At 37.6% G+C, this 25,134-nt stretch carries 25 protein-coding genes, 2 pseudogenes and 1 riboswitch; of the genes and pseudogenes, 2 read left to right on the forward strand and 25 right to left on the reverse strand.

Features of this window, described 5'->3' with window-relative positions; all coding sequences use genetic code 11:
* Positions 1 to 74: 74 nt before the first annotated feature.
* A pseudogene (locus tag JFL43_RS22360) lies at positions 75 to 277 on the reverse strand (VOC family protein); the annotation flags it as partial.
* Between the two features lie 7 nt (positions 278 to 284).
* On the opposite strand from JFL43_RS22360, the pseudogene JFL43_RS22365 reads away from it, so the two are divergent.
* Positions 285 to 927 (forward strand): annotated as a pseudogene (locus tag JFL43_RS22365) (IS3 family transposase); the annotation flags it as partial.
* A 448-nt stretch (positions 928 to 1,375) separates the two neighbouring features.
* Here JFL43_RS22365 and JFL43_RS05200 read toward each other — a convergent pair.
* From JFL43_RS05200 to JFL43_RS05265, 14 genes are all read right to left on the reverse strand, one after another.
* On the reverse strand, positions 1,376 to 2,464 hold the full coding sequence (locus JFL43_RS05200) for a GerAB/ArcD/ProY family transporter (RefSeq protein ID WP_200748232.1): 1,089 nt from the start codon (positions 2,462 to 2,464) through the stop codon (positions 1,376 to 1,378).
* A gap of 406 nt (positions 2,465 to 2,870) precedes the next feature.
* Positions 2,871 to 3,077 carry a hypothetical protein gene (locus JFL43_RS05205; protein ID WP_100796631.1) on the reverse strand — a complete coding sequence of 69 codons (207 nt, stop codon included), beginning with the start codon at positions 3,075 to 3,077 and terminating at the stop codon, positions 2,871 to 2,873.
* Between the two features lie 250 nt (positions 3,078 to 3,327).
* Positions 3,328 to 3,537 (reverse strand): hypothetical protein, encoded by a 210-nt coding sequence (locus tag JFL43_RS05210; protein ID WP_200748233.1) that lies wholly within the window; start codon positions 3,535 to 3,537, stop codon positions 3,328 to 3,330.
* Positions 3,538 to 3,751: 214 nt separating this feature from the next.
* Positions 3,752 to 4,171 (reverse strand): hypothetical protein, encoded by a 420-nt coding sequence (locus JFL43_RS05215; protein ID WP_200748234.1) that lies wholly within the window; start codon positions 4,169 to 4,171, stop codon positions 3,752 to 3,754.
* 213 nt (positions 4,172 to 4,384) lie between these two features.
* Entirely contained in the window at positions 4,385 to 4,966 is a 582-nt protein-coding gene (locus JFL43_RS05220) for an ECF transporter S component (RefSeq protein WP_200748235.1), read from the reverse strand.
* 158 nt (positions 4,967 to 5,124) lie between these two features.
* Positions 5,125 to 5,262, reverse strand: a riboswitch (FMN riboswitch).
* 95 nt (positions 5,263 to 5,357) lie between these two features.
* Positions 5,358 to 7,139, reverse strand: a complete 1,782-nt coding sequence (locus JFL43_RS05225) for an ATP-binding protein (RefSeq protein WP_200748236.1) — start codon at positions 7,137 to 7,139, stop codon at positions 5,358 to 5,360.
* Positions 7,132 to 7,848, reverse strand: a complete 717-nt coding sequence (locus JFL43_RS05230; protein WP_325166636.1) for a response regulator transcription factor — start codon at positions 7,846 to 7,848, stop codon at positions 7,132 to 7,134. The genes JFL43_RS05225 and JFL43_RS05230 overlap by 8 nt, the downstream gene beginning before the upstream one ends.
* A 119-nt stretch (positions 7,849 to 7,967) precedes the next feature.
* Positions 7,968 to 9,158: a c-type cytochrome biogenesis protein CcsB gene (ccsB, locus tag JFL43_RS05235; RefSeq protein ID WP_200748238.1), complete on the reverse strand. Its 1,191-nt coding sequence runs from the start codon at positions 9,156 to 9,158 to the stop codon at positions 7,968 to 7,970.
* Positions 9,155 to 10,846, reverse strand: coding sequence for a cytochrome c biogenesis protein ResB (gene resB, locus JFL43_RS05240; RefSeq protein WP_200748239.1), 1,692 nt, complete (start codon positions 10,844 to 10,846; stop codon positions 9,155 to 9,157). Before resB ends, ccsB begins: the two co-directional genes overlap by 4 nt.
* 13 nt (positions 10,847 to 10,859) lie before the next feature.
* Positions 10,860 to 11,393: a thiol-disulfide oxidoreductase ResA gene (gene resA / locus JFL43_RS05245; protein ID WP_200748240.1), complete on the reverse strand. Its 534-nt coding sequence runs from the start codon at positions 11,391 to 11,393 to the stop codon at positions 10,860 to 10,862.
* Between the two features lie 251 nt (positions 11,394 to 11,644).
* Entirely contained in the window at positions 11,645 to 12,376 is a 732-nt protein-coding gene (locus JFL43_RS05250; RefSeq protein WP_100796613.1) for a pseudouridine synthase, read from the reverse strand.
* A gap of 198 nt (positions 12,377 to 12,574) precedes the next feature.
* Entirely contained in the window at positions 12,575 to 13,576 is a 1,002-nt protein-coding gene (locus tag JFL43_RS05255; protein WP_234447613.1) for a D-alanyl-D-alanine carboxypeptidase family protein, read from the reverse strand.
* Positions 13,577 to 13,593: 17 nt separating this feature from the next.
* Complete coding sequence (gene scpB / locus JFL43_RS05260; RefSeq protein ID WP_100796611.1) at positions 13,594 to 14,193, reverse strand: SMC-Scp complex subunit ScpB; 600 nt, start codon at positions 14,191 to 14,193, stop codon at positions 13,594 to 13,596.
* Positions 14,159 to 14,944, reverse strand: coding sequence for a segregation/condensation protein A (locus JFL43_RS05265; protein ID WP_200748241.1), 786 nt, complete (start codon positions 14,942 to 14,944; stop codon positions 14,159 to 14,161). Before JFL43_RS05265 ends, scpB begins: the two co-directional genes overlap by 35 nt.
* A 56-nt stretch (positions 14,945 to 15,000) precedes the next feature.
* On the opposite strand from JFL43_RS05265, the gene JFL43_RS05270 reads away from it, so the two are divergent.
* Positions 15,001 to 15,501: a DUF309 domain-containing protein gene (locus tag JFL43_RS05270; RefSeq protein ID WP_200748357.1), complete on the forward strand. Its 501-nt coding sequence runs from the start codon at positions 15,001 to 15,003 to the stop codon at positions 15,499 to 15,501.
* Here the strand turns inward: JFL43_RS05270 and JFL43_RS05275 are convergent.
* The 10 genes from JFL43_RS05275 to fur all read right to left on the reverse strand — a co-directional run bounded on the left by JFL43_RS05275 (position 15,498) and on the right by fur (position 25,050).
* A complete protein-coding gene (locus JFL43_RS05275) occupies positions 15,498 to 15,869 on the reverse strand; it encodes a GNAT family N-acetyltransferase (RefSeq protein WP_100796608.1) in 372 nt (123 codons plus the stop codon). The two genes, JFL43_RS05270 and JFL43_RS05275, sit on opposite strands and share 4 nt — an antisense overlap.
* A 185-nt stretch (positions 15,870 to 16,054) precedes the next feature.
* Positions 16,055 to 17,380: a diaminopimelate decarboxylase gene (lysA, locus tag JFL43_RS05280; protein ID WP_100796607.1), complete on the reverse strand. Its 1,326-nt coding sequence runs from the start codon at positions 17,378 to 17,380 to the stop codon at positions 16,055 to 16,057.
* Between the two features lie 101 nt (positions 17,381 to 17,481).
* On the reverse strand, positions 17,482 to 18,942 hold the full coding sequence (locus tag JFL43_RS05285) for a spore germination protein (protein WP_100796606.1): 1,461 nt from the start codon (positions 18,940 to 18,942) through the stop codon (positions 17,482 to 17,484).
* A complete protein-coding gene (locus tag JFL43_RS05290) occupies positions 18,939 to 19,727 on the reverse strand; it encodes a SigF/SigG family RNA polymerase sporulation sigma factor (protein WP_100796605.1) in 789 nt (262 codons plus the stop codon). Before JFL43_RS05290 ends, JFL43_RS05285 begins: the two co-directional genes overlap by 4 nt.
* Positions 19,728 to 19,731: 4 nt before the next feature.
* A complete protein-coding gene (spoIIAB, locus tag JFL43_RS05295) occupies positions 19,732 to 20,178 on the reverse strand; it encodes an anti-sigma F factor (RefSeq protein WP_100796604.1) in 447 nt (148 codons plus the stop codon).
* Positions 20,171 to 20,524, reverse strand: coding sequence for an STAS domain-containing protein (locus tag JFL43_RS05300; protein WP_100796603.1), 354 nt, complete (start codon positions 20,522 to 20,524; stop codon positions 20,171 to 20,173). The genes spoIIAB and JFL43_RS05300 overlap by 8 nt, the downstream gene beginning before the upstream one ends.
* A 488-nt stretch (positions 20,525 to 21,012) precedes the next feature.
* Positions 21,013 to 22,317 (reverse strand): pyrimidine-nucleoside phosphorylase, encoded by a 1,305-nt coding sequence (locus tag JFL43_RS05305; RefSeq protein WP_200748242.1) that lies wholly within the window; start codon positions 22,315 to 22,317, stop codon positions 21,013 to 21,015.
* A gap of 15 nt (positions 22,318 to 22,332) precedes the next feature.
* Positions 22,333 to 23,517, reverse strand: a complete 1,185-nt coding sequence (deoB, locus tag JFL43_RS05310) for a phosphopentomutase (RefSeq protein WP_100796601.1) — start codon at positions 23,515 to 23,517, stop codon at positions 22,333 to 22,335.
* A gap of 85 nt (positions 23,518 to 23,602) precedes the next feature.
* The gene (gene xerD / locus JFL43_RS05315) at positions 23,603 to 24,508 is read right to left on the reverse strand and encodes a site-specific tyrosine recombinase XerD (RefSeq protein ID WP_100796600.1); all 906 of its coding nucleotides are present in this window, start codon (positions 24,506 to 24,508) and stop codon (positions 23,603 to 23,605) included.
* 74 nt (positions 24,509 to 24,582) lie between these two features.
* The gene (gene fur / locus JFL43_RS05320) at positions 24,583 to 25,050 is read right to left on the reverse strand and encodes a ferric iron uptake transcriptional regulator (protein WP_100796599.1); all 468 of its coding nucleotides are present in this window, start codon (positions 25,048 to 25,050) and stop codon (positions 24,583 to 24,585) included.
* Positions 25,051 to 25,134 lie beyond the last annotated feature (84 nt).

The raw sequence follows: 25,134 nt of genomic DNA on the forward strand, positions 1-25,134 counted from the left end.
GGTCAACCAGTAAAAACTGGTTAACCTTATAATACGAAACACCCGTTAGCTTTATAGCAAATGATTACAACCCGCTATTTCTCCCAAAGCTCGACCAGTCGACCTTCAGAATCTTTAATCCAAATAAACTTTCCAAATTCACTAATCTCTTTTTTCTTTACAAAAGGTACACCAATATGTTCAAAATGCTTAATAGTCTCATTTAGATTATGTACTTGGAAATTCAACATACTTGTTGTTCTGTTAGAAAATAACTGTCATTCTCGGTAAAGAAAGAACTAGGGAAATTAGAAACGAAAAAAATTGTGTCTCGTCGTCGAATTGGACGGATTATGAACCAATTAGGTTTGATATCGAATTACACCGTGGCGCAATACAAACCGCATAAACAAACGTGTAATGAAGCATCAGTAAAGAATGAATTACAACGTCAGTTTAAACAACAAGAAGAAGTATTCGCGGTTATCGTGAGTGATTGAACTTACGTTCGTATATCGAAAAGATGGCACTATATGTGTTTATTTGTCGATCTTTATAATCGTGAAATTATTGGCTACAGTGCAGGTGCAGATAAGACAGCAGAGCTAGTGTATCAAGCTTTAGCAAGTATTAAAGGAAACTTGAACAACATTAAAATGTTTCATACAGACCGAGGAAAAGCGTTTGATAATAAGCGCATTTCAGAAGCACTTGAAACGTTCGGGATCCAACGATCACTAAGCATGCAAGGGATGCCCCTATGATAACGCCGTAGCTAAAGCAATGTTTAAGGTATTTAAAACAGAATTCGCTAACGGAGCGCACTTCTCCTCACTTGAACAGCTCGCTCTTGAACTAGATGATTACGTTCATTGGTTCAACAATATTCGAATTCACGGAACACTGGGCTATTTAACACCGGTGGAATTCAAGCAGCAGTCCTTATAATAGCTGTCCAGTTTAGTGTTGACATTCCACTATTGAAACTGTAGTCGATTCTCTTTATGACGACATCTTACTTTTTCTTGAAATATTTCTTCACAGTCATGCTCTTTTAACTGCATAATTTAACACTGGATTAACCTTTTGTATCAAATGACTATGCCTTACGATACACAGATAATACATCTACCATTAGTCAAGCAGATGACATTCTAAAACCCAAAGAATTATTGGAGCCTGGGATATTAACACAAGGAGAGCTTGATATTAAGAATAAACAAATATTAGAGATATAAACAATGCCCACTCACAACACGTATCGATTAATTCTAATCGAATACAAAACTCTCTACTGATTTTCTGATAGTCAATGGTCTCAGATTCAACTTATATTCTGCTTTCAATTTTAAATCATTCATGAGTGAATCCCTAGTAAGTTAGAGATCTACATTTACTAACTTTTAATTCCTCGAAGCTTTGCAATTACTAATAATAACAATGGAAGTATAATTGCAAAGATTAATGAAAATGGTAACCAAGCTTCCTTATCGAATATATGTGAATCGACTATGTTAGGATGTCCTATTTGTGATAGGGTAAATAAAATCATCCCCATTGGGAAGATAAGAGAACGATAATCTTTCATTTTAAGTACTTGAGATAACCCCAAAATAGATGCATAAAAATACATGAATGTCTTTATAAAAATTGTAATAATCCACATAAAAGCCATTATTATTTCAATACGCTCAAGAATGTTTCCTATAGAAATGCGCATAGCTAGTGTATAGCTGGGATAAGCGTTTTGAGAAACGTTCGTTGCTCCTAAGACTGCTATCGCTAAAACAATCATTATAAATAATACAACTCCTCCAGCAATTGTACCTATATAAAATCCTTTTGACGCTGATTTATGCACATTTATGGCACTCGGGAAAATCATTAACAGAACGACTTGTGGGAAAGAAAATACACTTAGAAAAAGTAATATGCTAAATATCAATGGTTTTGTTCTGGTTTCAAATATAGGTTGTATATTTTGTATATCGATTTGAGGAGATATGCAAATTACAAAGAAAACAAATATAAGAACAAATAAAGGCACTAACAATTCAGTTGCACGAGCAAATGTCTCTATACCTAAATACATACTATAAATAATGACGAGCATAAACAAAATGCCAAAAGCAGCAGCGGGTGTTTCAGGCATAATAGAATTCATAAAATTTTCTAGATAATAAAGTAGTTCACTTGCCCCAATAAAAGAAAAAAGAATAAAGGCAATAGAAGTGATTTTACCTACATATTTCCCCAAAACGCCTTCATTGATTTCCACAAAGGTCATTTTAGAATTAATATTCCCTACTCCTATAAACAATTTCACGATTAATAAGCTAAGTATCACACCTAATAAAGCGGCTATCCAAGCATCTTGTTTTATTTCCTGTGAAATACTTGCAGGTATGATTAATATAGCTGTTCCTATAGAAAAAAGCATTACAATTATTGTGAATTGTCGAACACTAATAACTTGTTTTCCCACAGTTTTCTTGCCTCTTTTACTGATAAATTATTTTTACTTATTGAAAGTGCTATCGAAAGTGCTTTCACTTTAAAGTTATCATTTTAAAACTACTAATTATTTTAAATCAAAATTATCCTATCGAATTTAGCCTTCGAATGGACTTTTATCTTAAGCAAGTATGTCCCCATTTACCATGTAGTTAAACAAAAAATTAAGTAGTGGATTGTAATAGTTGTTAATGACTGTTTTATATTACATACATCCCTCTCTCCTTCTACCATCACCAACTATTGACATAGTTTTAATACTTCTCATCACACGTTTCACAGCTGTTTAAATAACAGGTTTAACCTATTTCTTAATTTTTGCATAGAAAAAAAGCACCCGATTGAGTGCTCTTAGTAGTATTACTAAGTTAGAAGGATTATCTTTCTATTAATTCAAAGCTAGAAATATAACGTGTGTTGATTGTGATTTTTTTAATACGTCCATTACCCATCTTATGGTCAAAATGTAACGTACGTTTTGCTGCAATCGTATCAACGAAATCATTCTCTACTTCTTCTAATGTCCCTTCAAGGAATGCTTCGATTTCTTTCCCACTATTCATTGAGATTTTCGCAAATATCATATATATTCCCCCTCCCTCCATTTCTATTATTCTACACAAATGAAGTGAAATATATGCCATTTATCTTACTGTTTTTAGTATCACAAATATTTTAATAGGCTACTTCCTGTAATGCTAAATGTTTTGCAACAAGTACTTGATATTTTTCTGATAAGCTTTCAATTGTACTTTTACTAACTTTCACAAGTAGTCCAAACAACCAAGCGTCCCTCCTACTTATTGTCGATAACCGTGCTCTGATGCCACTGGATTAAGCCAAAGAACCTCCTTCTTCGCTGTATGTCATGATGCGAAACGATTCATCATAGCCCCTCACAGAGTATACATCACTATTCCCTATAGAAGAGGCAAATTCAGTCGCATAATCGTCTTGTTTGCTCCATTCATCGATTGTTCCCTTTGTACGGACAAGTTTTTCTCCGCGTAATACCTTTACCTTTTGTTTTGCAATCTCGTCCAAACAGAACAACCTCGAATGTGAGTCGTGTACCTCGGACCAAGGTTTTGCCGCCAGCTTCCTTCAGATTCCGCGTCGCCATGGACACCCTTGCTCTTGGCTAGTGGTTCGCATATCCCAACGCCCACAGTGAACTTTCATCACCTAGTTGACGGACATGCCCGGCACACAAAAAAAGCAATGAGGTTATGGACCTCATTGCTAATTAATAGGAATTTCAAATATTCTGTTCTTCACAAGAATATTGTGACATACGAAGAGCGATTTTAAGCAGTGCTAAATCGACGAAAAAATAAACACTACCAACAATAAAACCTGCAATAGCACTGGTCATTGCATGAGATACCCATTCATCGCCTCGTGTTAAACAAATAAACGTTATCGGAAACACAATACAAGTTCCAAAAGCTAGATGCAATAAAAACGAATAACCTCTAACATTCATTTTACTCTCCGCTATTTTGTCCGCGATATATGAAGTTAAAAAGCCATATGTAAAAATAAGTGGTACTACATAAACTGTTAATGAAAATGCACTTTGAAGGAAATCTTCCCCTGGTTGCATGAATAATAAAGGTAATGCAAAAAACGCTATAATTGATGTCATAAAAGCACTTAATAATTTCCTTTCAGCCATTAAAATGCATCCTCTCTTCTTGCGAAGTATATAGCATTATAGATTATTTAATGAATAACACTTTGGAGTTGTTCATATCTAATTTCGCATTTTTCGAGAAATTACCCTACTTAATGTACCGAAAACCCTATTTATTAACAGTATTATACAACCTTCTGCCTTTTTATTCAATAATAAAAAGCTGATGTCTTTAATAAGACACCAGCTGAAAGTTTAATTTAAGAATTGCGTATGTTGCTTTTCAATCCATTTTTTCAGATTAGAAAACAATAGCAAGAAGATGATCATTACGATAATCCCTTTTAAAATATTAAATGGTAAAATACCGAGTACAATCATTTTCGTTAATGCTGTTCCCGTTGTAGCAGGTACATTTAAGAAATACGTGTACATTGGCAAGAATAAAACATAGTTTAGTAAACTCATACCTACTGCCATTGTTAGTGTTCCCAGGACTAGACCCATTTTCAAGCCTTTTTCATTTGAAAGTCTGCGATAAACGAAGTACACTGGCATGATGAATAAGACACCTGTTGTAAAGTTTGCGATATGACCTACTGGCATACCTGTTGGGCTTCCTGAGAAGAGCCAGTCTAAAATATTCTTAAATAATTCGACTAAAATACCTGCGACAGGTCCCATTGTGATTGCTGCAATTAAAGCAGGTACATCACTGAAATCTACTTCCAAAAATGCCGGAAACGGCGGTAGCGGGAAGTTAAATAGCATTAATACGAAAGAAATGCTGCTTAACATCCCAATTGCAATCATTTTTTGCAATTTTGTGTTCTTCATAATACTTTTCTCTCCTTTTGTCGATCCACTTCAAAAAGAGGAAAGGTGGTCGCAGCTATGCAAAAAAATACCCTTAAGTAGAAATACATACTTAAGGGAGAATTTAGGCATAGTCAAATAAGCGTCTTATTGATACTCAAATTGAAAGACGACCGTACCTTCACCTTCTCCCATCCAGACTATACTGTCGGCTTTGGAATTGAACCAAATCCTGCCTTGCGGCTCGCGGGCTCAAGAGTATTACATTGTTCTCTATTACCGCCGATCGGGAATTTCACCCTGCCCCGAAGATGAACCATAATTTAATTATAATACACTATAACTATATGCAAAAAAAAACGAATTGTAAAGCCTTCTAGCTCACAATTCGTTTTTTGTCTATATTTACCTATTATATTTTTTCAATTGGCAAGTAGAATGTGAAAGTCGTGCCTTTGTCTACTTCGCTTTCAACCATGATTCTACCTTTATGTGCTTCGACGATATTTTTTGCAATAGCAAGACCTAGACCTGTACCACCTTTACCACGCGTTCTTGCTTTATCTGCTTTATAGAAGCGCTCAAATACATATGGCAAATCGTCTGTTGGAATACCTGCACCGTTGTCTTTTACTTGAATACATGCAAATGATAACTGGCGATCAACGGTTACATGTACACTACCTTCTACTCGAGTATGGCGAATGGCATTATCGATTAAATTTGTTAAAACTTGCTCGATACGGTCTTCATCCATTTCTAGTTGCAGTGTATCTTCAAATGTTGTATCAAATGTCAAGTGAACTTGTTTTTCCTTAGCGACTTGAACAAACTTTTGTGTAATTCGTTCAAACACAGTTGTTATTGGCACCAATTCTTTATACAGTCGCATATGGCCTGATTCCATGCGAGCTAAATCGAGAAGATCTGTTACGAGACGACCCATTCGTTGCGACTCGTCATAGATAATTTTAATCATTTCTTGACGTTCCTCTTCACTCGATACCACATTATCCATAATCGCTTCACTATAGCCTTGTAGCATCGCTATTGGCGTACGTAATTCATGTGAGACATTGGCTATAAAATCTGAACGCAGCTTATCTAGACGGTGCTCTTCCGTTTTATCACGTAATACAGCAACTGCACCGCGTACAGAGTTTCCACTATACAATGGACTAATTGAAATCGCATAGTAGGAACGTTCGATTTCAAGTTCTACTTCAAGCTCTTCTTCTAAATCTAAAACATGATCAAGCATATGATAAATCTCGGCCGGAATCGGTTTGTCGCTATTAGCACTTTTATTAATGAACCATTTTTGTAATAATAACTCAGCTGGTGGATTGCTCACTAAAATCGTGCGATCGCGGTTAAACGTAATAACCGCATCTGTCATCGATGTCAAAATACTTGAGAGCTGCTCTTTTTCTTGATTGATGACTTCTAAATGGTGTTTTAATTGACGGCCCATTTGGTTGAAAGCTGTCGCCAATTGACCAATTTCGTCGTTTTGTAAAACTGGTACTTTCGTTTCGAACTTGCCTTTTGCTAATTCAAACGCAGCTTCTCTCATTTTACGCAGTGGTGAAGTAATTCGTGTTGATAAGAAAAATGCGAAGAACGTTGTTAACATTAAGGCAATTGCCGCTGATAGAAAGACAATTTTAGTCGTTTCCTTTGTCGTTCTATGTATGGCATCTGGGCTTTGATAAATAAATACAGCCCCATGTATTTGATTTTCAACATTTAATGGGAAAGCAAATACGATATATGATTCCATATGGTCTATTTGCGTAGTTGATGGTAGCATCATTTCTTTAACGATTGGTTCATTCGATGTAAAAACACTATCAAATGCTTTTTCATTAAGGATTTTTTGTTTAATTTCCTCTTGGTTTAGTCCTTCTTGCAAAGAATAAGAAACTTTCCCTGGCTGCTCAGCTATTAAAGCATTCGTCTCTTCGCTTAAAATATCTGAAATAATGGCTTTCGTTGAATCAGCCGTATCATGATCATTTACAATACGCGCGATTGTTGAAGCTTCTTGGCGTAATGAGGTTTCTGCTTGTTGAGAATGGTAATTCGATAAAAATTCGAGCATAAGAACAGTGAAAACAAACAAGACAAATGAAACGAGAAGCAATATGGTTACCCATAGCTTCCCGACAACACTGTTCCACATTCTATTCATTGATTACCTCAAATTTATATCCAACGCCCCAAACCGTTACAATCATTTTAGCTGCGTTTTCAGAAACTCGATTCAATTTTTCACGTAATCTTTTCACATGTGTATCAACTGTACGTAAATCACCGAAGAAATCATAATGCCACACTTCTTTTAGCAATTGTTCACGGTCAAATACTTTATCCGGTGATTTAGCTAAGAAGTATAAAAGTTCATATTCTTTCGGTGTTAAATTCACTTCAACACCATCTGCAGAAACACGGTGTGCGTCATGATCAATTGTTAAATGCGGGAACACGACTAAGTCCTTTGATGCAGAAGTTGTTGAAATTGGTGAGAATGCTGCTGAGCGACGTAATATGGCTTTGACACGTAGAACAACTTCACGTGGACTAAATGGTTTTACAATATAGTCATCTGCGCCAAGTTCGAAGCCTTGTACACGGTTGGCTTCTTCACCTTTTGCAGTTAATAACATAATTGGTGTTGTTTTTTTATCACGGATTTCTCCGCAAGCTTCAAGCCCATCTTTTTCTGGCATCATAATATCAAGTAAAATACAGTGATAGTCATTTGCTAACGCCTTTTCGACAGCTTCTTCTCCATTTTCAGCTTCTTCTACTTCATACCCTTCACGTTCTAGATACATTCTTAATAAACGACGGATACGATCCTCATCATCTACTACTAAAATTGAAATTTGTTCATTCACAGCTATTCCTCCCAAAACCATCTATATGTCTATTGTACAATTAGCCTAGCGAAATGAAAAGAAAAGCCTTTCCCTATAAAGGAAAAGGCTTTATCTTTGCTACAATCCTAAGCTGACTATTAGCCAGCGTATGAGTGAAGACCTGCAATGATTAAGTTTACAGCAACTAGGTTGAACATAATAATAACAAAACCAATTACTGCTAACCAAGCAGATTTCTTACCTTGCCATCCTTTTGATAGACGTAAATGTAAGAATGCTGCGTAGTATAACCATGTGATAAGTGCCCAAACCTCTTTAGGATCCCAGCCCCAAAAACGAGACCATGCTTCTTGTGCCCAAATCATCGCGAAGATTAGAGCACCAAGTGTAAATACCGGGAAACCGATTAACACGGAACGGTAACCAATTTCATCCATCAATTGTGAGTTAGCACGTTTAGCGAACGGTTGCATCACAACTGCAATTGGCTTACGAATGATTAAGCGGATTAAACCATATAAAAGTGTGCCGATTAAGATTGACCAAACTACCGTTGTTAATTTTTTTGCATTGACGATAGATGGCGTATTAGCAAGTGGTTCCATTTTATCTGCGGTTAATAATTCAGATTGATGCATACCGAATAATGCCGGTGTATTATAAGTAATTTCTTGAGTTGCACCGTCTTTATTTACGTAACTAAATTTAGCTTCATAGCCTGTTACGTTAAATGTTGTCGTAACTGCTACGAATCCTAGTACAAGTACTAAAGCATACATAACAATTTCAATCCAGAAACTTTGTTTTGACCGTTTTGTTAAGTCGATATTTTTCAGTAAGTAAATTAAACCGGCGACAGCACTGATTGCTAAAATAGATTCACCAATAGCAGCAGTAATTACGTGGACGTATAACCAGTAACTTTTTAACGCCGGGATTAATGGGTTTACCTCACGTGGGAACATGCTCGCATACGCAATGATGATAATTGCGATTGGTAATGCAAATAATCCAAGTGAAGGCACTCTATAAATAAAGTAAATTAAGATAAATGCTCCAACAACAAACATACCGAATGCTGTTGTGAATTCGAACATATTACTAACTGGTGCATGTCCTGCGTAAATCCAACGAGTAATGAAATAGCCAAGATTTGCTACGAATCCAATGATCGTAATAACAATCGCCAATGAACCCCATTTTTTCCCTGCATTCTCAGATTCGCCTTTCGAACCGCCTTTGACTGCACCACCGAAAAGTAATGTAGCGACTAAATATGCGACAAACGCTACGAATAGTAGATTACCGCTTAAGTCAATTAAACTCATAAGGTGTTGTCACCTTCCTTTTCTTTGTCTTTCAATTTCTTCTCTTCCTCTTCAGCTTTCTGATCCTCATCATACTGGTCAACATAAGCCGGGAGATGTGCATACTCAGTAACTGCATCTAAGTCTTTTTTCATACTGAACCAGTTTTTATTTGTATGCGATGCCATTAATAAACGACCATCTTTTGTTTTTAATAGCCATAGGCGACGATGGCTCCAATAAGAACCGATGGTTACACCTAGCATAAAGATTATACCACCTAGCATTAAAATCATAAGTGTTTTATCTTTACGAACGGTTAAACCTGAAACGTTACGTGTATCAACTGAACTAAATTTCATTGCATATTTATTTTCACCAAATGGTTCTATCGGTTGTTTAATAGCTACAAAGCTCGTTTCGCCTTTTGGTGTTTCCGGTGTATACATTTCAAAGATAAACGCAGGGTTATTTGGTAGTGGTGAAGCTGTTTGTGGCTCGCCATCTTCAAAGCCTGCGAAATCAGGATAGTATTTTTTCAAGACAACTTTACTATCTTTGCCGACTTTATATTCTTTTTCAGGGTTTGTTAAATCAATTGCAACAGCACCAAGTGATTTCTCTGTCTTTTTATCCGTTAAATTGAAATGCATCGTTTTTAATTCATTCAGACGGAAATCCATTTGATAAAGCGCGTAACCATCATGTTTTAATGGGTCGTTTACTTTAATAGCCTTTTCTTTTACTTCAGTTAAATTAGATGTATCACCAGGAACTGCATCGTCTGGCGCTTTGAACAATTTAACATCTGATTGATAGTTTTTGGCTACAGCGTTAACGGCTTTTTTAGATTGGTTAAATTCTTCTTTTTGTTCATCTTCTGAATATGTTTCAAAGACGAATTTTTCACTTTCTAAATAATAGCCTTCCATTCCTGGAATAGCCATCGTTTCGCCTTCGCGAATCCATAATGTTTTATCGATATAGAATCCCGGCATTAAGCGTAGCATAACACCGAATAGGAAAATGATTAAACCAACATGATTAATATATGGACCCCAACGAGCAAAGCGGCCTTTTTCAGCTAATAATGCGCCCTCTTCACGACGAATATTGTATTTCATTTCTTTCATTTTCTCTTCTGTTAAATCAAACGCGTTGTCAACTTCTGCTGCTGTCATTTCACCAGCACCATAAATACGTTGACGCTTCAAGAAGTTTTCATGACGTTTCACGCGTTGATTTTTCAAAGATTTATAAAGTGGAATACCACGGTCAAGACTGGCAACAATAATGGAAATAGCAAGCATGCCGATCAATACTTGGAACCACCAAGAACCATAAATATCTGTTAAACCTAGATTATAGTAAATCGTACCGAATATACCGTAAGCATCTGCATAAGTTTCTTTTACATCAGCATTCTCTGGAACCGATACGTATATTACTTGCGGCAAAAATGTACCTATAGCTGCTGCCACTAGCGTAATTATGATAATTGAAACCCCGACTTTTACGCTTGAAAAGAAGTTCCAAATTTTATCAATTATCGTTTTGTTATACGTTTTTGAACGAATGGCTGTTCCTTCATAACGCATATCCGCTAGCTTTCTACCTTTTTCCTCCTCCGAAAGAGGACTACCACATTTCTCACATAAAGTTGTACCTTCTGGGTTCTCATGGCCGCATACACAAAGTATTTTTTTCATCTTTTAGAACTCCTTACTTTGGCTTAATACTTGAAAAGAATTCAGCTAACATTTTTTCTGTCATTTCACCTTCGTAAACCCTAACGACTTTACCTTCAGGGTCAATGAAAACAGACGCTGGTAATTTATTTACATTATAAGTTCGTGTGACACTTTTCGTTTTATCGATAACAACTGGGAAATCTAGATTGAAAGAATCCGTGAAATTCTCAACTTCGAAAACCGTCTGTGCTTGGTTAATTGATAATACTGCAATGCCTTGATCTTTAAATGCGTTGTATTGGCTGTTTATTGCAGGCATTTCTTTTTTACAAGGCTTACACCAAGTGCCCCAGAAATTTAACAAGACGCCTTTGCCTTTGTAATCTGATAAACGATGTGTTTCACCGTCTAAATCAACTAATGAAAAATCGGGTGCTTCTGCGCCAACCTTTAACAGAGGAACTGTATCTTTCGTAGCAGTTGTATAAACTGTAAAGGCAATTGCTGCTACAAGTATTGCTAAAATAACTGTTCTTACATAAAATCTTTTTTTCTTTTTGTCCATATTCGAAGTAAACCTCCTAAAAACGTCCGAAACAATCCACCTAATTATAGCAAAGTTTTGAATGACGAAATTTTATATATTTGAAGTGTTTGTGAACGTTTCCATCCCAAGCATAGTGTTTTCACTTTTCCTTTTTAAGGTCATTTCGTGTCGTTTATGCTATGTAAAATAGGACATGACGTTTAGAAAATGCATTCTAAACGTCATGTACAAATTACGGAATGTATACGTATATCAGTATTCTTAAATAATTAGCCGATTATACCGGTTTCAGCTAACACTCTTAATTGTTTCACTTCATGATGAGACAATTCACGTGACTCACCTGCATTCAAACCATGCAATGTTAAAAAGGCAAATTGTTCACGTTTTAATTTTTGTACTGGGTAACCCACTGTTTCAAACATTCGGCGAACTTGTCGGTTACGTCCTTCGTGAATCGTAATCGCCACAATCGACTTGCCTAATTTACTATCTGAAGACATTAATCTCACACGTGCTGGTGCTGTCTTACCATCCTCTAACATAACGCCACGTTCTAATTGTCTCAATGCTTCTCTAGTTGGAATGCCTTTAACACGAGCTACATATGTTTTATCAATTTTGAATTTTGGGTGTGTTAGTTGGTAAGAAAATTCACCATCATTCGTTAGTAAAATCAAACCTGAAGTTTCATAATCCAAACGACCAACAGGGAAAATACGTTGCTCTACTTCAGGAAATAAATCTGCTACTGTTTTACGACCTTTATCGTCTGTTACAGCCGAGATGATGCCTCTTGGTTTATAAAGAAGGTGATACACTTTACGTTCTTTTTCTAATTTAACACCTTCTACTTCTACTGTATCTGAAGGAGAAACTTTTGTACCAAGTTCTCTAACAACCTGTCCATTGACTTTAACTAAGCCTTGCTTAATCATTTCTTCTGCTTTTCTACGTGATGCAATTCCTGCATACGCAATTACTTTTTGTAGTCTTTCCATTCGGTCACCTCATAAGTTAAATACTATTAGCCTGTCCAAAATTATTGCACACTTTCTACTATAAGAAAAGTATTAGTGCCTCAACTAAGCGCTTGACTAACGTCTTTGAATCAATACTTTTTGTTTTCTAAATCACTTTTTTCTTTAAAAATGAAAAAGACTGCTTCATAATAAGCAGTCTTTACTCTACTCAACTATTTATCTCCAATCTACCTCAACGAGTGTATCTTTTACTAGATTGTCGCCTATATAAAATGACCATCTACCAATCGCGTCTTGTGATTTGGCTCGTGGCAACTGTAATATATGTTGCACGCTTTTTTCTTCCTGCTTAGTCAGTAGTAATGTTTGAGAATCTGCTAAATTCACCCGAATATCTGATTGCACTGAATACGTACCGGATTTTGCAACTACCTCATTACGATAGTTCTTAAAAACATACTCTGCATGGCTACTATGCACTAACCAGTCGTTGGATTCATTTATCGTCACAACAATGACTTTTTTGCCATCCTTTTCAAAATAAGTAGCAAGCGTTCGTCCAGCCACTTTCGTGTAGCCAGTTTTACCCGCTATTGCAAACTTATTATTACGAACAAGCTTATGTTTATTTTCCCATACTGTACCATTCACCGTATTGCTTGAGTAATTTTTTGTGGAGGCTATCTTCTTGAATTTTTTATTTTGCATCGCAATACGTAACATTTGCGCAGTATCGTATGCAGAAGCTAAATGTTGCTCATTATGCAAACCAGATGGATTTTCAAAATGTGTATGCTCCAAGCCATACAAAGCTGCTGTATCATTCATCATTTTAGAAAACCCTTCTAATGAACCACCGCAAGCTTCTGCAATGGCAGCAGCAGCATCATTACCTGAGCGTAACAAAAGTCCATATAGTAATGTCTCTAACGTTGTTTCTTCTCCAGCCGTTAAGTAAATGGAGGAACCTTCACTCATTGCTGCTTGCTTCGATACTGTGACAGGCGCCTGTAAATCCATATTTTCTAATGCGACAAGCGCAGTCCACATTTTCGTCAGACTGGCAATTGGCAACGGTGTATGCTCATTAGCACCTAATAATAATCTACCGGTCTCTGCATCAATGACTGCATATGAATGCGACGCAGCAGAACTTGGAGACGTGTTAATCAGTAGTAGCACTACCATTAAAAATCCGATTATATATCGGCGAAGCAATCGCCCACACCTTTCTTCTAATTTGAATCTGATTCTTGGAAAGCCTCTTGGAATTTAGACATAAATAAGTCTGGACTGTCATCCGTTGTTTCTGTTTCACCCATTGGTAAATCTGGCAATTCGTTTAAATCTTTCAAACCGAAGTAGTTTAAAAATTCTTTCGTTGTGCCGTATAAAATTGCACGGCCCGTTCCTTCTGCTCGACCTACTTCTTGTACTAAACCCTTTGAACTTAATGTATGTAGCGGTCGTTCACTTTTAACTCCTCGCAAATCTTCAATTTCTACACGGGTAATTGGTTGTTTATATGCAACAATAGCAAGCACTTCTAAAGAGGCTTGCGATAATGATTGACTCGGCGGGTTTTCTACCAGCCGCTGGATCGTATCTGCAAGAGCTGGTTTTGAAATAAGCTGATAGGTACCCGCTAATTCTTTTAGTGTAATCCCACGCCCTTCCTCTGTATTGTAGTGATGAGCTAATTGTGCTAAAGCTTGCGCTATGTCAACTTCTTGCTCTTCTGTTAAGAAGCTTAGTTGTTTGACAGTTAAACCGTCTTCACCTATGACGAAAAGTAAGCTTTCAATTTTGCTCATCAAGCGACTCAAGTTGTTCATCGTTCAAATCTTCCTTCCGTAAAATGACCGTTAAATCTTCAAAGTTATTAGTCTGTTCTACTACTATTACTTGGCGCTTCATCAATTCTAATAATGATAAAAATGTTATGACCAAAGTTGATTTATCTTCATACGGGAATAAATCAAAAAAGCTCGAGCGCCCTCCTGCAAATTTCAGCACGTCTATTACAGCCATCATCTGGTCTTTTATCGAAATATCATGCCTTGTAATTTTCGTCGTTAATGGTGCCTTTAAATGTTTTCGTCTTAGCATCTTTTGGAATGCACCGACCATATCAAAAACATTTACTGCCGTTTCAAATAACGCTAATTGCTCTGTTGGCCCAAATGCCGAGAGATCTGCTGGCGGTCTTGTAAAATATTGTGAACGAGACGATTCTAAATCTTTTAAATTCACTGCAGCATCTTTAAATTTTCTATATTCAATTAGGCGGGCAACAAGCTCTTCACGAGGATCGGGCTCATCCATATCAAATTCCGTTTCATCTAATTCTCCTTCATGGATAGGTAATAACATTTTACTTTTAATCGCAAGTAAAGATGCAGCCATAACTAAATATTCACTTGCTTCATTCAATTCAAGTACTTGCATTGCACGAATGTGCTCCATATACTGAGCTGTAAGTTCGGCCATCGGAATATCGTATATATCGATTTCCAAGCGATGAATTAAATGCAATAATAAATCGAGAGGTCCTTCAAAGGCCTCGAGTTTTACTTCATATGACATAGTCAACCACCTGACAATTTGTGTTCAAAATTTAGTATAGAGGAAAGGTGTTCGAAATGCATCCGATGTACCACCCATTATTTGTCCAGTTTCTAACATATTTCAATGGCAATCAAGATTACTTTGAATGCCACGAGGTGCTAGAGGAGTATTGGAAGGAGCTTGCTCCGGGAGATAAATCGCATCCTTTAACAGGATGGATTCAGTTAGCAACTGGCCTCTATCATTGGCGCAGAGAAAATTACACCGGTGCCGAAACCATTTTAAAAAAAGCATATATTACTTTAGAGCAGTCCGTCAATTCATCTTTTATGGAAGAAATGGACGGCAATGCGGTTTTACACTTTATGCAGCAAGCGCAAAAAGCAGTAGAAAAAAAAGAGCCATTCGAAAAATTTATCCTACCCATTACAGCAACAGCCTTGAAAACACAAGTACACACTGCCATTACGCTACTGCCCAAAACAGATGCCCATTTCCTACAACATAAGCATATGCTCCGTGACCGCTCGGATATTCTTCTCGCGAGAGACGAAAAAAGAAGAAGCAGACATTAAATTTCTTTGTCTGCTTCTTCTAGCATCGTTTTACATTTCTGTATGAACGGTGCAGTTTGCTCGCAAGCCGCAATCACACAACACATATCCATCTTAGAAAGCTGTATAACCATCTCTTTACCGAGTCCTTCACCTCTATGTGAAGGGTCAACCGATATATGTCTAACAATCCACTCATTATTAGCTATTTCAATGCCAACTAAACCAACAAAGTCATCCTCTTGTTTCCATAAAAACAGTTGCCAGTTCGGATCCGTGTCATATTGTCGAATCGTTTCTTGTAATATTTTCAGATCTTTTTGATCCGGCATAAATGACAAGAGCCCCATCGCAATTTTTTCGCACGCTTTCTTATAACGAATTAACATTTATATGATCCCTCTTTTTTGCCTTTAAGTATCTTAAAACATCCTACACGAAAAGCAAAAAATGCGCAAATGTTTTACCATTATTTTACCAATCCAGGTGGTGCAAAATACAGCCAATAAATAATGCCCCACGCAGTTGTCATTACTAGGAATAAAATAAGTAATATTATATTACTTTTCTTCACTTAACGATTTACCTCCTTCCTAATCGTTAGAGGAAGGTCTAGCTTCACAAGATCTTCATAACTTTCACGCTTCACAACTAATTGATGCATGCCATTCTCTGCAAAAACGACTGCTGGTCTAGGAATACGATTATAGTTACTAGCCATTGAATAACCATATGCACCTGTACAGAACACAGCTAAAACGTCCCCTGTTTCTGCTTCTGGCAACGCAATATCCTCAATCAGTTTATCACCAGACTCGCATAACTTACCAGCAATCGTATAAGTGTTAACCAATTTGTCATTTATTTTATTGGCAATAACAGCTTCGTATTTTGCTTCATATAGCGCTGGGCGAATATTATCGGACATCCCACCGTCAACTGCAAGATAATTTCTCGTATTTGGAACTACCTTTTGAGAGCCGACTGTATAAAGTGTTGTACCAGCATCCCCAACTAATGAGCGGCCTGGTTCAATCCAAATCTCAGGCATTGGCAGTGAAAAAGCAGCTATTTCTTGTTGCACTGCTTTAATCATATCATCTACATAAACGGCTGGTTGTAGCGGTGTGTCCTCTTCTGTATAACGAATTCCAAAGCCTCCACCAAGATTTAACACTTGACTAATGAAACCGGATTCTTTGTGCCATTCGCCCATTTTATCGCTTAATTTTTTGGCTGCTAAGCTGAAAGCCGCTGTATCGAAGATTTGTGATCCAATATGACAATGCATTCCTTGTAATTCTAAATATGGATGATTCTGCAATTGTTTAAATGCACGGTCTGCCTGTCCATTATTTAAGTCAAAACCAAATTTAGAGTCCGCCTGCCCTGTTGTGATAAAGTCATGTGTATGCGCCTCTACTCCCGGTGTTACTCGAATAAGGACATGCATTCTTTGCTGACGTGCTTCAGATAATTTTTTTAAAGCGTCAATTTCATAAAAATTATCAATTACAATACAACCAATTTTCGAATCGAAAGCAAAATTTAATTCATCTAAGCTTTTATTATTACCATGGAAATGGATGCGTTCACTTGGGAAACCGGCTTTTAAAGCAGTATAAAGTTCACCACCTGAAACGACATCAACTGATAGTCCTTCTTCAGCCGCTAACTGATAAATTGCAACACTTGAAAATGCTTTACTGGCATAAGCAACTTGTGCTTTCACTCCGGCATTTTTAAACGTGTTAATAAAACCTTGCGCTCGCTCGCGGAATAGTGCTGTATCGTATACGAATAAAGGTGTTCCGTATGTTTTTGCTAGATCAATTGCGTCTACTTGCCCTATTGATAAATGACCATTATCATTGATATTTTGTGTTCCATATAAATGCATTCAAATCTCTCCCTTTATCCGATTTACCTATTAGAATTCACGGAATTTTTCTACAACTAATTGAACTTTATCATAGAAAGAGAAAAGTATGCAATGGCATATTATGAACGTTTTCGCTGTTTTGCACCAACAATATACGGTCTTAAGGCATCAGTTGTCATTGGGAAGCGTATAAATATACGTAAAAATGCTTGTGGGAAGAACGGAACGACAGGCCACATATACGGTACTTTCATTGGACGTAGGGCACAAATATATAGGAAAATTCCTAAAATCCCGAGGAAGAAACCATTGACACCGAGACATGCGGTGGCGAGTACTAAAATAATCCGGAATACTTTAATAGAAATACTCAGTTCATATGAAGGAATTGCAAAAGTAAATATAGCTGTAATGGCCGTATATAATACGACTTCCGGTGAAAATAAACCAACATCAATCGCAATTTGTCCAATAATAACAGCTGCGATTAACCCCATCGCTGTTGATAGAGGTGTTGGCGTATGAATGGCGGCAAGCCGCAAATATTCTATCCCGGCATCAGCTATTAAAATCTGGAGTAGTAACGGTATGGCGGATTTCTTATCCACACCGACGAAATCTAAAAACGTTGGAATTAAATCCGGATGTTTGATTAGTAAATACCAAAGAGGTAATAAAATGAGGCTGAAAAAAGTACCAGCAAAACGTAAAAATCGAACTGCTGTCCCAATAAACGGCGCTTGACGATATTCCTCTGCATGTTGTAAATGGTGGAAAAAGGTAACCGGTACTAAAATAACAGATGGCGAGGTATCAACAATAATAGCGATATGCCCTTCCAATAAATGGGCCGCAGTAATGTCAGGACGTTCTGTGTAACGTACGAATGGCAAAGGATGAAAACGCTGTTTAAACAGCCATTCTTCAAGTGATTTATCTGCCATTGTTAATCCATCATGCTTAATCTTCTTTATCCGATGGCGAATATAATTGAGATGCTCCTCACTTGCAATACCTTTCATAAAGACAATAGCCGTATCTGTCTTACCTTTCTCAGAAATTTGATGCAATTCAAATCGCAGTGACACATCGCGTAAACGTCTTCTAATAAGTCCCGAGTTTTGTATAATATTTTCTGTAAAACCATCCCGTGATCCCCTGATAACTTTCTCATTATCAGGCTCCTCTGGTTGCCTTCCAGGATAAGCCCGTAAGTCCGCTATAAAAGCATAGCCAGATGGAGTAATAAACGCCACCTGGCCACCTAATATTGCGGTTAATAACTGTTCTTGACTTGCCATTGGCTCAAATGCGAAATAGGGGAAGCAAAACTGGAAATAGGCCGGTTCTGTATCTGGTGTATAGCCATCAGTTTCTTGTGTAGGTTGTACATTCACTAGGATCTCTGTGAAATTGGCACTATCTATAAGTCCATTAATATACAGGCTAAAAACCGGCATTTTATGAACATGCATATGCTTCATACCTACATCAAAACTCTCGCTTTCACCAAATTGTGAAATCATGAACTTTTCTGCTGCTTCTATACTTGCAAAGATTGGTTGTTGTTCTTCAGTCATTTTTTTGCCGCCTTTTCTAGTCCTTTCAATTGTCCTGGTGCTAGCCAAATTTTTAGTTGTGCTAAAATCCGCTTTTCTAGACGCGATACCTGCACTTGAGAAATACCCAGTCTCTCAGCAATCTCACTTTGCGTGCAATCTAAGTAATAACGTAAATAGATGACGGTTTGCTCCCTTTTACCAAGCCTCGTTAATATATCTCGGAGTGGTATATGTTCAAAAGGCCGCTCAGAGGTAGCATCTCGCATTTGATCCATTAACGTAATCGGATCCCCATCACTTTCGAATAACTGTTCATGCAATGATGCCGGGTCTCTCAGAGCATCAGAAGCCATTGCAATGTCATCTGTTGTAACTTCTAACAAATTGGCTAACTCCTGCATTGTTGGGGGCCTTTCATTGATCTTAAGAAAATCATCTGTTGCATGGCGAATTTTATAGTTAAGCTCCCTTATTGAACGGCTCACCTTGACCATACCATCGTCCCGTAAAAAGCGTTGAATCTCACCGATAATCATAGGAACTGCATATGTTGAAAATTTCACTTGATATGACAGATCAAATTTATCAATTGACTTCATTAAACCAATACAGCCAATTTGAAAAAGATCCTCTAAATCTGCTCCTCGAGATGCAAAACGCTGTACGATTGACCAGACGAGGCGAGTATTGCCCTCTACCATTTCCTTTCTAGCCGCAGCATCGCCAGCTTGTGACTGTAATATGAGCTCTCTCATCTTCTCCTGTGTCAGCAATACGGAAGTGGCCTGTTGTTTAGATGTCATTTTCTCACCTAGTAGCAAACGGTGAACTTACTGGTTGAAATTGCTTCTTGAAGGTGACCGTTGTCCCTTTCCCGCGCTCAGATTTAACCGATAATTGATCCGTAAAGCTTTCCATAATCGTAAAGCCCATACCAGAGCGATCCATTTGCTGCTTTGTCGTATATAAAGGCTCCATGGCCTGCTGTACGTCTGCAATTCCGCATCCTTTATCAGATATCGTCACAGTCACCTCGCGATCGATACGCGTCGCATACACAGTTACAATACCCGCTTGATCTTCCTCATAGCCGTGAATAATAGCATTTGTAACTGCTTCTGAAATGACAGTCTTCACCTCGGACAATTCCTCAATCGTTGGATCTAGCACGGTCATAAAGCTCGTCATCGCCATACGCGCGAGCGCTTCATTTTCACTGACTGCTAAAAACGATAAAGTCATCTCGTTATCCATTCAAAATCCCCCCTAATGTTCTAATCACTTGATCTTCTGTATCTTGCCAAATATATTTGGACAACCCTGAAAACTGAAAAATCTTCTGCATTGTTGCAGATGGATTTAAGATGACAGTTTGCCCGTTAATCGGCGCCAAATCGCGCATTCTTCCTAAAATCAAACCGATACCCGCGCTATCCATAAACTGCAAGTCACCCAAGTTCCAAATAATTGCATGAATGCTCCCTTGGTAAATTGCCTGTGAAATATCTTCTCGAATACGGTTTGCAGCGTGATGATCTAAATCACCTTGTAAACGAATAATGGCAATGCCATCCACTGTCAATTGAATTTGCTGTTGCATAGTCATACCTCCTTTTCACAAGCATATTCCACAGCGGCTTTGCGTTTTCCTTTCGCATGACAATTTAAGAAGAAACCTTCTAAATTTAGAACTAAATCGACAGTGAATGTATGTCATCTTTAACCATAAGTATTGGAGATTCGAGGAATTTTTAATCAAATAAAAAACGCCTTCTCAAAAAATTTACAAAGCATTTGAATAGGATAGAGGATTTCTTTCATTGAAATTCTTGGTAGTAAGTTCAAAATAGATAACTTTTCATTAGCAAAAGCGTAGAGCGTCCGTTTACACCCAACAACGCTTGCGAATCCGACGTGAAGTAGCTCTTTGACTTCTCATGAGGGTTCGAAGCGATCTCGAGGATGTGGTGCTCGGAACTGGATGTAGAGGTTATCTTATTTTAATGTAATCCACAATGCAAGATTTGATAATTTCTCATCATAAAAAAAGCTGTTACTCATGAATTTGAGTAACAGCCATAGTTAGGATTATTCAGTAATAATAGCTTCAATTAATTTTGGTACTTGTGGTGCTTCTTTTGCGATTTCGATATGTGTATAAATTTTGTTCATCACTTCTGTGATATCTTCTTGATTTGCATAAATTGTCACTAGTGAATCACCTTGTTTTACTTTGTCCCCGACTTTTTTACGTAGCATTAATCCTACCGCTAAGTCGATGACAGATTCTTTTGTAGCTCGACCTGCCCCTAAAAGCATTGCCGCTGTACCGATATCATCTGCTTCAATAAAGGATACAAAGCCATCTTCTTTTGCAGGTACTTCAAAAGTATACTGAGCTTGAGGCAATAGTGAAGTGTCATCCACTACAGCAGGGTTACCACCTTGACCTTCAATAAATTTCTTAAAGATTTCTAAAGCACTGCCATTTTGTATGACTTCTACTAATTGCTCACGCGCTTCTTCGATTGTTTTAGCTTGACCACCTAGAACGACCATTTGACTTCCAAGTGTTAAGCAAAGCTCGGTTAAATCTTCAGGACCCTCGCCACGCAAAGTGTCGATTGCTTCTTTTACTTCAAGTGCGTTCCCAATAGCAAAGCCTAGCGGCTGGCTCATATCAGAAATAATCGCCATTGTGTTACGACCAACATTATTACCAATTTGAACCATTGCATGAGCTAGTTTTTTGGCATCTTCCACTGTTTTCATGAAGGCGCCTTCGCCCGTTTTCACATCTAGCACAATAGCATCTGCTCCAGATGCAATTTTTTTACTCATTATGGAGCTTGCGATTAGCGGGATACTACTAACAGTAGCTGTCACATCTCGTAGTGCATATAATTTTTTGTCTGCTGGTGTTAAGTTACCACTTTGACCTACGACTGCTAATTTAATATCGTTTACTTGTTTTATAAATTGCTCTGTTGTTAATTCGACGTGGAAGCCGTCAATTGCTTCTAATTTATCGATTGTACCTCCAGTATGACCTAAGCCGCGTCCGCTCATTTTCGCAACGGGAACACCGACAGCTGCTACTAGGGGACCTAATACCAACGTCGTTGTATCACCAACGCCACCTGTCGAGTGCTTATCTACTTTAATCCCTTCGATTTTAGAAAGGTCGATTTGATCTCCTGACTCAACCATTGCCATTGTTAAATCTGCACGTTCACGGTCATTCATATCTTGAAAGTAAATAGCCATTAATAAACTACTTGCTTGATAATCTGGTATAGAGCCGTTTGTATAACCTTCAACGAAAAAGCGAATTTCTTCATTAGCTAATTCCCCACCATTTCGTTTTTTCTCAATAATATCAACCATTCTCATATGAAACGTCCCCCATTACTTTAAATTAGATAAGAAGCTTGTGCCGAATTCTGGCAGTTTCACATTGAAGTTTTCTGCAACAGTAGCACCTAAATCTGCAAACGTGTTACACAGTGTTAATTGTTGGCATTCTTTAAAACGTGGTGAATATGCGATTAATGGTACATATTCACGAGTATGGTCTGATCCAGGGAATGTTGGATCGTTCCCGTGATCAGCTGTGATTAGTAGTAAGTCATCTTCCGTTAACGCTTCCAAAACTTCTGGTAAACGGCGGTCAAATTCTTCTAATGCTTCACCATAGCCAAGTGGATCTCTTCGGTGTCCGTAAGTCGCATCGAAATCTACTAAGTTTAAAAATGATAAGCCGTGGAAATCTTTGCGTACAACTTCTGCTACTTTATCCATACCATCTGTATTGTCTTTCGTACGGATCGCCTCTGTTACACCTTCACCGTTGTAAATATCAGAAATTTTACCAAGTGCAATGACATCTAAATTAGCATCTTTTAATTCGTTCATAACAGTACGACCAAATGGTTTTAGCGCATAATCATGACGATTTGACGTACGTTTAAAGTTGCCTGGCGTTCCTAAGAATGGACGAGCAATGATGCGACCTACTAAAAATTCAGGTTGTAATGTTAATTCGCGGGCGATTTCGCAAATTTTATATAGTTCATCTAAAGGAATAATTTCTTCATGTGCTGCAATTTGAAGTACTGGATCAGCAGATGTATAGACGATAAGTGCACCCGTTTTCATATGCTCTTCACCAAAATCTTCAATTACTTGTGTACCACTTGCTGGCATATTACAAATAACTTTGCGACCTGTACGTTCTTCTAATTGCGCAATTAATTGTTGTGGGAAGCCTTCTGGATAAACTTTAAACGGTTTATCGATGTTCAAACCCATGATTTCCCAGTGACCTGTCATTGTATCTTTTCCAACAGACGCTTCTTGCATCTTACCAAAATAAGCTGCTGGTTTTGTGGCAACCGGAATTCCGTGTAACTCACGAATATTTGATAAACCTAAGTTAGCCATATTGGGCATTGTTAAGCCATTCATCTTTTCTGCTATATGTCCTAAAGTATCTGCACCTACATCACCGAATGCTTCAGCGTCTGGTGCTTCACCAATCCCTACTGAATCCATCACGATTAAGTGAATACGTTTAAATGGTTTTCTGTTCATTTGTGTGTGCCTCCTCTATGAATAAATTCATTTTACCAAATTCTACAGAAAAATGAACGTCAGACCTCTGACGAATGAAAGTTTTTTACGCACGCGGATGAAATTGCTTATAAACCTCAGATAATCGAGACTTACTAATATGCGTATAGATTTGTGTCGTTGATATATCGGCATGCCCAAGCATCTCTTGTACGGCACGTAAATCCGCACCATTTTCAATTAAATGCGTCGCAAAGGAGTGACGTAAAATATGTGGTGTGATCTCTTTATCTATACCGGCTTTATCCGCATAATCTTTTATCAATTTCCAACAAAATTGGCGTGTCAGTCGTTGCCCTCTTTGATTGATAAAAAAGGCCTCTGATTTATGTAGCTTATCTTCTAGTCTTGGTCTACTTTCTTTTAAATATGCCTGGCAAACTTCTAGCGCTGAACGTCCGAGCGGAATAATACGCTCTTTACCTCCTTTACCGAACACACGCACAAAACCCATCGTTATATGAATATCTTCTAAATTAAGTGCAATGCATTCACTAATTCGCATACCGCTTGCATATAACAGCTCTAGCATCGTCTGATCGCGAATTCCTTGTGGTTTTGCAAGGTTTGGCATAGCAATTAGCATATCAATTTCTTCTATTGATAAAATCTTCGGTAGCTTTTGCTCAATCTTGGGCATTTCTAAATGCACTGTCGGGTCTCCAGCAGCTCTTTTTTCTCTTAACAAAAATTGGTGAAATGAGCGAATCGATGATATATGTCTTGAAATAGTACGTGCAGATTTACCAGATATTTTAAGCGCTTGTAAGTGATGCAATATATTCAATCTGTCAATGTCATCAAAATTTTGTACATCTTGAACTACGAATATATTTTTGGTATAGGCAATGATATCTCTTTTATAGGATTGTAATGTATTATCAGATAGCTGGCGTTCAACGCGTAAAAAATGTAAATAATCTTCTATAGCATCTAGAACGACTGGATTCACTCTTGGTTCCCCCTTAAAAAATGTAAATAAAAAAGGACAGCACCTCCGCCATCCTTTGTTTTTAAGCTATAAACTTATGATTGATTGCTTTTGTTATCTGACTCTTTATCATGACAACGCCAGCAAATACCGTGAAATGTTAATCTGTGGTCTTTAATAATAAAGTTCCATCTTTTTTCAACGACTGCTTCTACATCTTCTAATAGATCCTCTTGAATTTCATCCACAGCACCACATTCGATACAAACGAGATGATGATGGAAGTGAGCAGCTCCTTCTTGACGTAGGTCATAACGAGATACGCCGTCGCCAAAATTGATTTTATCGACAATCTTCAGCTCTGTTAAAAGCTCCAATGTACGATACACAGTTGCAAGTCCGATTTCCGGTGCTTTTTCTTTAACGAGTAGATAAACATCCTCAGCACTAAGGTGATCTTCTTCATTTTCTAAAAGCACTCTTACCGTCGCTTCACGTTGCGGCGTCAGTTTGTAGCTCGCACCATGTAATTGTTTTTTTATTCGATCAATACGGCTTTCCATATGACGCCCCCCTTAACTTCTTTCATTATACCAAAAGTGCAATTCTCATTACAAGATTGAGTTATTTAGAATTATAATTGTTAT

It is taken from the genome of Viridibacillus soli, assembly GCF_016612995.1.
Taxonomy (GTDB): Bacteria; Bacillota; Bacilli; order Bacillales_A; family Planococcaceae; genus Viridibacillus; species Viridibacillus soli.

Bases quoted from the DNA above. Each gene is read 5' to 3' on its own strand.
- JFL43_RS05270 (WP_200748357.1), top strand. From the start codon at position 15,001: ATGCATCCGATGTACCACCCATTATTTGTCCAGTTTCTAACATATTTC.
- JFL43_RS05290 (WP_100796605.1), bottom strand. From the start codon at position 19,727: ATGACATCTAAACAACAGGCCACTTCCGTATTGCTGACACAGGAGAAG.
- JFL43_RS05205 (WP_100796631.1), bottom strand. From the start codon at position 3,077: ATGATATTTGCGAAAATCTCAATGAATAGTGGGAAAGAAATCGAAGCA.
- deoB (WP_100796601.1), bottom strand. From the start codon at position 23,517: ATGAACAGAAAACCATTTAAACGTATTCACTTAATCGTGATGGATTCA.
- JFL43_RS05275 (WP_100796608.1), bottom strand. From the start codon at position 15,869: ATGTTAATTCGTTATAAGAAAGCGTGCGAAAAAATTGCGATGGGGCTC.
- JFL43_RS05215 (WP_200748234.1), bottom strand. From the start codon at position 4,171: ATGGCTGAAAGGAAATTATTAAGTGCTTTTATGACATCAATTATAGCG.
- spoIIAB (WP_100796604.1), bottom strand. From the start codon at position 20,178: ATGGATAACGAGATGACTTTATCGTTTTTAGCAGTCAGTGAAAATGAA.
- resB (WP_200748239.1), bottom strand. From the start codon at position 10,846: ATGAAAAAAATACTTTGTGTATGCGGCCATGAGAACCCAGAAGGTACA.
- resA (WP_200748240.1), bottom strand. From the start codon at position 11,393: ATGGACAAAAAGAAAAAAAGATTTTATGTAAGAACAGTTATTTTAGCA.
- JFL43_RS05250 (WP_100796613.1), bottom strand. From the start codon at position 12,376: ATGGAAAGACTACAAAAAGTAATTGCGTATGCAGGAATTGCATCACGT.
- JFL43_RS05265 (WP_200748241.1), bottom strand. From the start codon at position 14,944: ATGTCATATGAAGTAAAACTCGAGGCCTTTGAAGGACCTCTCGATTTA.
- lysA (WP_100796607.1), bottom strand. From the start codon at position 17,380: ATGCATTTATATGGAACACAAAATATCAATGATAATGGTCATTTATCA.
- scpB (WP_100796611.1), bottom strand. From the start codon at position 14,193: ATGAACAACTTGAGTCGCTTGATGAGCAAAATTGAAAGCTTACTTTTC.
- JFL43_RS05220 (WP_200748235.1), bottom strand. From the start codon at position 4,966: ATGAAGAACACAAAATTGCAAAAAATGATTGCAATTGGGATGTTAAGC.
- JFL43_RS05225 (WP_200748236.1), bottom strand. From the start codon at position 7,139: ATGAATAGAATGTGGAACAGTGTTGTCGGGAAGCTATGGGTAACCATA.
- JFL43_RS05285 (WP_100796606.1), bottom strand. From the start codon at position 18,942: ATGACTGAAGAACAACAACCAATCTTTGCAAGTATAGAAGCAGCAGAA.
- fur (WP_100796599.1), bottom strand. From the start codon at position 25,050: ATGGAAAGCCGTATTGATCGAATAAAAAAACAATTACATGGTGCGAGC.
- JFL43_RS05305 (WP_200748242.1), bottom strand. From the start codon at position 22,317: ATGAGAATGGTTGATATTATTGAGAAAAAACGAAATGGTGGGGAATTA.
- JFL43_RS05300 (WP_100796603.1), bottom strand. From the start codon at position 20,524: ATGCAACAGCAAATTCAATTGACAGTGGATGGCATTGCCATTATTCGT.
- ccsB (WP_200748238.1), bottom strand. From the start codon at position 9,158: ATGAGTTTAATTGACTTAAGCGGTAATCTACTATTCGTAGCGTTTGTC.